5 protein-coding genes are annotated in these 7655 nt (G+C 54.2%); 4 read left to right on the forward strand and 1 reads right to left on the reverse strand.

Annotated elements, in window-relative coordinates:
• Nucleotides 1–690: OprD family outer membrane porin (locus CNQ84_RS19930; protein ID WP_133065931.1), on the reverse strand; the 690-nt coding region annotated here is incomplete at its 3' end.
• A gap of 388 nt (nt 691–1078) precedes the next feature.
• On the opposite strand from CNQ84_RS19930, the gene CNQ84_RS20430 reads away from it, so the two are divergent.
• From CNQ84_RS20430 to CNQ84_RS19945, 4 genes are read left to right on the forward strand one after another with little or no spacing between them, the layout of a single operon-like run.
• Nucleotides 1079–1468 carry a hypothetical protein gene (locus CNQ84_RS20430; RefSeq protein ID WP_133065932.1) on the forward strand — a complete coding sequence of 130 codons (390 nt, stop codon included), beginning with the start codon at nt 1079–1081 and terminating at the stop codon, nt 1466–1468.
• A 57-nt stretch (nt 1469–1525) separates the two neighbouring features.
• Complete coding sequence (locus CNQ84_RS19935) at nt 1526–2833, forward strand: TolC family protein (protein WP_096006501.1); 1308 nt, start codon at nt 1526–1528, stop codon at nt 2831–2833.
• Between the two features lie 9 nt (nt 2834–2842).
• Complete coding sequence (locus CNQ84_RS19940) at nt 2843–4189, forward strand: efflux RND transporter periplasmic adaptor subunit (protein ID WP_021210272.1); 1347 nt, start codon at nt 2843–2845, stop codon at nt 4187–4189.
• A gap of 16 nt (nt 4190–4205) precedes the next feature.
• Nucleotides 4206–7376, forward strand: coding sequence for an efflux RND transporter permease subunit (locus CNQ84_RS19945; protein WP_096006502.1), 3171 nt, complete (start codon nt 4206–4208; stop codon nt 7374–7376).
• Nucleotides 7377–7655 lie beyond the last annotated feature (279 nt).

Consider the following 7655-nt stretch of genomic DNA (forward strand, 5'->3'; position numbering starts at 1 on the left):
ATACAGGCTAAAACTGAGATTTTCGTTTACGCTATAGTCACCGCCTGCGTAGCCGAGCCAAGGGGCGTCGACGGCACCGCCATAAAACGTGACGAAGTCATCGTTCGTGTTGCTGGTATTGGGCTGGCTCATCGCGTGCAGGCGGCCGCCCTGGAGGGTGAGGTCGTCCAGCGAGTTGTTCACAACGGTGACACCCTTGAAAGACTCCGGCAGCAGCCGTGCGTCACCAAAGTGCACGACGGGAGTAGCGGGAAATACATCGCCTGCCTTGATCTCGGTGTCCAGCAAGCGTGCTTTCACCGCGCCCCCCACCCGTGTGAAGTCATCCTCAGGATCGCCGGCGCTGTCGTGGGGAAGCAGGTCGATGCTGCCGCCCGCACCGGAGCGCCCCGAACCGGAGTCGAGTTTGAGTCCGAGCATGGCGAAGGCGTCGACGCCAATCCCTACCGAGCCTTGGGTATATCCGGACTCGAAGAAGGCCATCAATCCGTGGGCCCATTCCTCGGAGTAGCCATTGCCGGTGGCACTCTCACCGTCGCGAAAATCTCGATTGAAATAATAGTTGCGATTTATCAGCGATAGCGTGCTGCCTTCGATGAAGCCGTCCGCTGTTTCCGATTGGGCTAAGACCGGGGCGCTGCCCAATGCCAGTGAAAGGGCTGTCAGTGAAAAAACGGCCTTTTTGCTCATGATGATGCTCCTTGTGTACGGCAGATCAGTGCTTGAATGACGCCTTTCGCCTTTTTGTTTTTTAGCGCTTGGCCATGTTCTCCCCCCCCGGATGACAGCAGGATTAGCGGTAAATGACTATTTTGTAATCTGAGGAATGGCATCGCTCACTCTCTCGATTACATATTTGTAATGTTTCGGTCACTCGATCGTTATCCACTCTTCTATAAAGTCACCACCCCATAGCGTCAGCTATCTTGCCGGCTTGGCAAGGCTGATAAAAAACGCTTATGTGTATTTGTTTAAACCTAAGGCGAATCACTATCGGAGTAGAGGCGCATGTGTTTAGCGTCTTGGCGGGGGTAGTTCTTATGATGGGATTCGACATCTAAACCAGGAAGTCATCGTTTTGTCTTGGATGAGAAAAATAGTTTTGCTGATGTTGCTAGCCTTGTTTCCATTGCAATCATCATGGGCAGTTGTAAGCACGAGTTGCAGTCATGAATATGGTTCGGCATCAAACCATCTTGGACATCATGAACATGCGCATGAATCTCTAGGTACGGACGAGGATGGATCGTCAAAAGCCGCAAAAAAAATCAGTCTGGATAGAGATTGTGTTTTCCATGGTGACCATATCAAGCCGCTTATAACGAAAGGGATCTGTACTGGTTCGGTATTATCAATGAGCTTGAAACCGTTTCTTTCTGCTAGCTACGCATCGGCTGAAGCGGGGCGTCCTGAGAAACCTAATTGGCGCATCAGTACAAAACCGGTGGGACGCCAAAGTAACCAGTAAGCGCCATTTATCTGTATCTTACGTCTCACAGAACCTTCCCTTTTTTAGGAGATTTCGGTGCGAAAAGTTCTTCTACCGCTGGGGTTGGCGACATTGTCGTGCAACCTTGCCTTTGCGAAGCCTTTAGAGTTGCCGACCTTCACACAGACCTTACCTGTCGGTGTGTCAAATACATTCCCCGTTGAGTCTGTCGATTCCATAAGCTTTCTACGCGCCTTGGAACTCGCTAGCTCTGCAAGCCCTGAACTGGCTGTTGCAAGACGTGAGCTGGCTGCTTCTCGCGCATTAATTAGCCAAGCCGGAGCACGTCCGAATCCAATATTGTCCGCTAGCCAGGAGGGAATCCGGGGCGATGCTCCGGAGACGACGCTTGAGCTGAGCCAAGAAATAGAGCTGGGCGGTAAACGTTCGGCTCGTATTGAGGCAGCGCAACGCGCCATGGACGTAGCGGCCGCTGACCTACAGGACGCTCAAGCTCGACTGAGGGGGGCAGTGATGGGCGCATATTACGATGTGCTTACTGCTCAAGAACGGCTGGAACTCGCCCAGGCTGCTTCAGATCTTGCGAAGCGAGCAGTGAACGTGGCCAATCGACGTGTGAGGGCCGGCATGGTCTCTCCCGTAGAGGAAACCCGGGCGCAGGTTGCGGCTACTGGCGTGCAAGTAGAGCTTGCCCAGGCCACAGCTGAACTCGAAGCTGCGCGCACTCGGCTGGCGGCCAACTGGGGAAATCCACAGCCACGCTTTGAGCGAGTAGAAGAGCCGGCAGAGGCAGTGCCTCCTCTTCCAGAGCTAGCTGAGCTTTACAGCCGTTTGAACGATTCCGCTCAACTAACCCGCGCGCGTCGGGAGGCTGAAAGACGTCGGGCTGCGCTGGAGCTGGAAAGGGCGAATCGCTTTTCTAACGTGACGGTTAGCGTAGGTGCCCAACGCTCAGATGAATATAACGGCACGCTGGGACTGGTGAGTATCTCGATGCCCTTGCCGTTGTTTGATCGAAACCAAGGCAACATCGGAGCAGCGCAGGAACGGGCCTACCAGGCCCAGGACGAGCTCAACGCCGTTCACATACGCCTGAAAAGCGAGCTTTCCCAAGCACACATGCGCCTGCGCACTGCTCGCCAGCAGTTTGAACTGTTGCGCAACGATATGCTCCCCAGTGCCCAAAGCGCTTATGAAGCTGCCAGCAAGGGGTTCGAACTTGGAAAATTCACGTTCCTTGACGTACTGGATGCTCAACGCACGCTTTTCCAAGCCCGCTCTCAGTTTCTGTCTGCGCTCTCGCAAGCTAATCAGGCGGCGGCAGAAATCTCGCGAATTGTCGGCGATGGGTCGGCCGTTATCACCTCGGCCACTCAGCCATAAGGAATCCATATGACAAGTAAATCGAACACATCTTCCTTGGCTGTTCACAAAAAACAGATTTTTTGGATCGTCGTCATATTAGGCGTGGCACTGGTGCTTGGTGGATTACTTCTTAGCAGTAGTCCTGCCGTGCCCAATGCGAGCGACGCGCATGGCGAGCATGGTGGCGCTTCGGAGCATGAAGATGAAGGGCATTCGGATGAGAATACCGAAGCCGAAGGAGGTCATGGCCATGATGAAGAAGGCGCCGATAGCGATCACGAGGTCGGTGCGGCAGAGAAAGATGAGCATGACGATGGCCCTGAGGGAGCGGCGCACGCTGAAGCAGCAGAGGTTGAACTCTCTGAGACCCAAATCCTAGCCGCGGGCATCTCGCTAGCAACCGCTCAGCCTGCGCAGATAAAAAGCGCAATCGAGCTGCCTGGCGAAATTACATTCAACCAAGACCGCACAGCGCAAGTTGTGCCTCGTCTCTCAGGTGTCGTTGAAGCGGTCAAAGTCGATTTGGGCGAACAGGTGAAACAGGGGCAAGTGCTTGCTGTGATCGCGAGTACCGACCTGTCGGAACGTAGAAGCGAGTTCTACGCGGCACAAAAACGTCTTGCATTGGCTCAGAAAACCTATCGACGCGAAAAGGAGCTGTGGGAAGAGCGTATTTCTGCAGAACAGGATTATTTACAGGCACAACAGGCTCTACGGGAAGCAGAGCTGACGGTTGCGAATGCAAAAGCACAGCTACAAGCGCTTGGTAGTGATGCTGGCAAGCCAGACGCATTGAGCCGCTACGAACTCAGGGCGCCGTTCGATGGGATGATCGTTGAGAAGGACATCACGCTCGGTGAGTCAGTCAATACCGACGACCAGATATTCATCATTTCCGATCTCTCTACCGTTTGGGCAGATATCAGCGTTCCTGCCAATGCACTCAGCGCGGTACGAGTCGGCAGCAACGCGGTTATCGAAGCCACAGCATTCGAGTCCAGTGCCAATGGCACCGTTTCTTATGTCGGCTCACTTGTTGGTCAGCAAAGCCGCGCCGCTACCGCCCGGGTCACGCTTCCGAACCCGGAAGGTGTTTGGCGTCCCGGCCTGTTCGTCAAAGTGCGGGTAGGCTCTGGCGGAGTGTCCGTGCCGGTTGCAGTCAAGCCCGATGCGATCCACACGTTGGAAGATAATCCGGTGGTGTTTGTACGGACCGACCATGGCTTTGCTGCTCAGCCAATCGTGACTGGTCGCGGCGATAGTGAAGCGGTTGAAATCAAGGAAGGTCTTCAGGCCGGAGTGCGCTATGCCTTGGCCAACAGTTTCATCATTAAGTCCGAGCTTGGCAAAGCCAGCGCCTCGCATGCTCACTGATACGGAGTTATAGACTGTGTTCGAACGTATCATTCGCTTTTCTATAGAGCATCGCTGGCTGGTTTTGCTAGCCGTGCTTGGCATGGCAGCGTTAGGAGCTTACAGCTACCAAAAGCTGCCTATCGATGCTGTCCCGGATATCACCAACGTACAGGTGCAAATCAACACTGCGGCGCCAGGTTATTCCCCGCTGGAAGTGGAGCAGCGTATTACCTACCCGCTCGAGACGGTAATGGCTGGGCTGCCCAAGCTCGAGCAGACACGATCCTTGTCTCGATATGGACTTTCTCAGATCACAGTTATTTTTGAGGAAGGCACTGACATCTATTTTGCCCGCCAACTTGTGAACGAGCGCCTGGGAGGGGCCAAAGATCAGCTCCCAGATGGCGTCACTCCAACACTTGGCCCTATTTCCACTGGGCTTGGCGAAATCTATTTTTGGACGGTTGAAGCTGAGGAAGGTGCCACCAAATCGGACGGTACGCCGTATACCCCTGCTGACTTGCGTGAGATTCAAGATTGGATCATCAAACCGCAAGTCCGAAATGTACCTGGTGTTACTGAGATCAATACGATCGGAGGATATGCAAAGGAATATCAGATCGCCCCCAACCCAGACACTTTGCGGTCGTTTGGACTAACACTACAAGATTTGATCGAGGCGGTTGAGCAAAACAATAACAATCTAGGTGCCGGATATATTGAAAAGCGCGGCGAGCAGTATCTTGTTCGAGCTCCAGGACAAATGCAGTCTGTGGAGGACATCCGCGATACCCTTATTAGCAACGTTGACGGTACCCCAGTGCGTATCCGCGACGTTGCGACGGTCGAGGTTGGAAAGGAGCTCCGCACTGGCGCAGCCACCGAGAATGGCCGCGAAGTGGTTCTAGGTACGGCTTTCATGCTTATCGGTGAAAATAGCCGGGTAGTTTCTAGGGCTGTCGATGACAAGATGAAAGAGATAAACCTTTCGCTTCCAGAGGGCGTAAAGGCGATTACTGTCTACGATCGAACTGTACTCGTAGACAAAGCTATATCCACCGTTAAGAAGAACCTCACTGAGGGTGCCATTCTTGTTGTGGTTATACTTTTTCTCTTCTTGGGCAATATCCGTGCGGCGATCCTAACCGCACTTGTTATACCGCTGGCGATGCTCTTTACGTTCACCGGCATGGTAGCCAACGAGGTCAGCGCCAACCTGATGAGCTTAGGCGCATTGGATTTCGGCATCATTATCGATGGTGCCGTGGTGATTGTTGAGAACTGCGTGCGTCGACTTGCTCACGCTCAGTCCCATCACGGGCGGGCATTAACGCTGTCCGAACGGCTTCATGAAGTGTTCGCTGCGGCAAAGGAAGTGCGTCGGCCTCTACTCTATGGGCAGCTGATCATTATGATCGTATATCTGCCGATATTCGCCCTTACAGGGGTAGAAGGTAAGATGTTCACGCCCATGGCGTTTACCGTAGTGACAGCGCTATTCGGGGCGATGATTCTCTCGGTGACGTTCGTCCCGGCAGCCGTTGCGCTCTTTATCGGCAAGCGTGTTACAGAGAAGGAAAACTTTCTAATCCGCAATGCTAAACGGGCCTACGCACCTGCATTCGATGCGGTGATGTCCAACAAGCCAGTAGTGCTCACCTTTGCCGTTGTTGCAGTTGTACTTTCCGGCCTCGTAGGGGCACGTATGGGCAGTGAATTCGTGCCTAGCCTCAACGAGGGGGACTTCGCTATCCAAGCCCTTCGTGTACCGGCTACCAGCCTTAGTCAGTCTGTCGAGATGCAGCAGCAGCTGGAGCGAAAGCTCATGGATGAGTTTCCGGAGATCGAGCGGATTTTTGCGCGCACAGGCACTGCGGAGGTGGCATCCGATGCCATGCCTCCAAACATCTCTGACGGGTACGTCATGCTGAAGCCACAAGAGCAGTGGCCGGATCCAGGCAAGTCGCGCGACGAACTCTTAAGCGAGGTCCAAGCATCCGCCGCTGAGTTACCGGGCAATAACTACGAGTTTTCCCAGCCTATTCAGCTGCGTTTCAACGAGTTGATTTCCGGTGTTCGTGCCGCTGTAGCCGTGAAAATCTATGGTGATGACATGGAGGTTCTTAACAGCACGGCGGCGGAAGTGTCCGAGGTGCTAGGACAAGTACCAGGCGCCTCCGAGGTTACGGTCGAGCAAACGACTGGCCTTCCTATGCTCACGATTGATATCGATCGCGATCAAATCGCACGATACGGCCTGAGTTTAGATACCGTCCAGCAAGCGGTTGCAGTAGCCATCGGGGGCCGAGAGGCAGGCACCTTGTTTCAAGGAGACCGGCGTTTCGATATCGTAGTTCGTTTACCGGACGAGATACGAAGCGATCTCGCCGCAATTGAGAGGCTCCCAATTGCCCTTCCAAGGGAATTAAACAGCGCCATAAGTTATATCCCCCTCGGCGAGGTGGCCACCCTGGATTTGGCCCCCGGTCCGAATCAGATCAGTAGAGAGGAAGGGAAACGGCGAATTGTTGTCAGTGCAAACGTCCGTGGTCGGGACATTGGATCATTCGTATCCGAGGCAGAACAGAAAATCCAGGCTCAGGTAGATATCCCGGCAGGTTATTGGATCGATTGGGGCGGTACCTTTGAGCAGCTTGAATCGGCAACGAAGCGGCTGCAGATTGTCGTCCCCGTGGCGCTGCTCCTGGTCTTCATTCTGCTTTTCATGATGTTCAACAATGTCAAAGACGGCTTGTTGGTCTTTACCGGGATTCCATTTGCGCTCACGGGAGGCATTGTTGCGCTGTGGCTCAGAGATATCCCATTGTCCATTTCAGCAGGTGTTGGCTTTATTGCTCTGTCAGGCGTCGCAGTTCTAAATGGCCTGGTAATGATCTCCTTCATCCGTAGCCTACGGGAGCAAGGTTTGCCTCTGGACACCGCGATCCGCGAGGGCGCTCTTACCCGGCTACGCCCGGTATTGATGACGGCCCTAGTGGCTTCACTCGGGTTCGTTCCAATGGCCTTGAATGTGGGTACCGGTGCAGAGGTGCAGCGCCCCCTTGCGACGGTGGTAATCGGGGGGATTCTCTCCTCAACGGTGCTAACGCTATTAGTTTTGCCGTTGCTCTACCAGATGGCTCATCGGCGCGAAGACGAATTGGAGGAGCAAGAAATCGCGCTAGCCGCCGACAGAACGAGCTAGATATCGGATGGCGGTACACAACGCCCCGTTCTTGCTAGCAAGCAAGAACGGGGCGTGTTGATTATCGGAGCGCTAAGTTCATTAGCGGCGCAGCGGGCAGTACAGCCTTGGTGGCGCAGGTCTGATGCATCTAAGCGGTAAATAAGAAACTTGCTCGCGCTAAGTGCTATGACCTGCGCTACATACGCCTCCTCGACCTGATGGCTTTCACCCAAGGTGAGCTGACGAAGGATTATGCGAGCAGCGGCTGACCTGCCCTGAACCGCCCCGGGTTTCGCG

Origin of the sequence: Pseudomonas abyssi, assembly GCF_002307495.1 — a bacterium.
GTDB lineage: Bacteria > Pseudomonadota > Gammaproteobacteria > Pseudomonadales > Pseudomonadaceae > Halopseudomonas > Halopseudomonas abyssi.

Coding starts and splice junctions, on each gene's coding strand:
- CNQ84_RS19940 (WP_021210272.1), top strand. CDS start 2,843: ATGACAAGTAAATCGAACACATCTTCCTTGGCTGTTCACAAAAAACAG.